Here is a 1,005-nt window from a genome sequence, read left to right as displayed (position 1 = left end):
ATCCGCTTATGCGTATAATACACCGGTTGGTTCTGATCCGTTATAACTCCAGCCTTCCCGCAAGGATTAAGCGATTTTAAGTCCTGGCTGAAAAACAGGTGGTGCTGTTGTCAGTGCTCTGGCTGGAGTGGAACTGTCTTCAACCAACACCGAAGAACAACCGATATGACAGGCAGTGTAAGAGTAAGTATCGGGAGTCTGCTCCATATAATGGAGTAAACGGATGATTGATAAAGCAATCATCGTTCTTGGGGCGTTAATTGCGCTGCTGGAACTGATCCGCTTTCTGCTTCAGCTTCTGAACTGATAGCGGAAACGTAATTAAGGGCTAAGAGCACACTACTCTTAGCCCTTTAACATTTAACGCATTGTCACGAACTCTTCTGCCGCCGTTGGGTGAATGGCGACGGTATTGTCGAAGTCTTTTTTGGTTGCCCCCATCTTCAGCGCCACCGCGAAGCCCTGCAACATTTCGTCCATACCAAAGCCAATGCCGTGAATACCGACAATCTTCTCTTCCGATCCAACGCACCCCAGCTTCATGCGGCACGGCTGGCGGTGAGTGGTGACGGCGGTATACATCGCGGTGAAAGAGGATTTATACACTTTCACCTGATCGTCGCCATACTGCGCGCGCGCCTGCGGTTCCGCTAAACCAACAGTACCAATCGGCGGATGGCTGAAGACCACGGTCGGAATGTTGCTGTAATCCAGATGCTCATCCGGCTTGTTATTAAACAGGCGTTCAGAGAGACGGCGACCCGCTGCAACTGCCACCGGTGTCAGCTCCACTGCACCCGTGTTATCGCCCACCGCGTAAATACCTTCAACGCTGGTATTTTGATATTTATCGACGACGATATAGCCTTTTTCGTTAGTTTTAACGCCAGCGGCTTCCAGGTTGATGTTGTCATTGGCAGGCTCGCGACCAATCGCCCAAATCAGGCAATCCACCGTTTCACTGCGACCATCTTCCAGCTCCAGCGTCAGGCTACCATCGGCATT

The 1,005-nt window shown here is 51.0% G+C and carries 2 protein-coding genes; one reads left to right on the top strand and one right to left on the bottom strand.

Features of this window, described 5'->3' with window-relative positions; genetic code table 11:
• The first annotated feature begins 223 nt into the window (after positions 1-223).
• Complete coding sequence (gene dinQ, locus R7Z41_RS24645) at positions 224-307, top strand: damage-inducible type I toxin DinQ (RefSeq protein WP_001295215.1); 84 nt, start codon at positions 224-226, stop codon at positions 305-307.
• Positions 308-360: 53 nt separating this feature from the next.
• On the opposite strand, the gene R7Z41_RS24640 is transcribed toward dinQ, so the two are convergent.
• On the bottom strand, positions 361-1,005 hold a 645-nt coding region (locus tag R7Z41_RS24640; protein ID WP_318141726.1), incomplete at its 5' end, for an FAD-dependent oxidoreductase.

This window comes from Vibrio sp. 1457, assembly GCF_033340195.1.
In the GTDB taxonomy this organism is placed as follows: Bacteria; Pseudomonadota; Gammaproteobacteria; order Enterobacterales; family Vibrionaceae; genus Vibrio; species Vibrio alginolyticus.
This window is presented reverse-complemented; position numbering and strand designations above follow the sequence as displayed.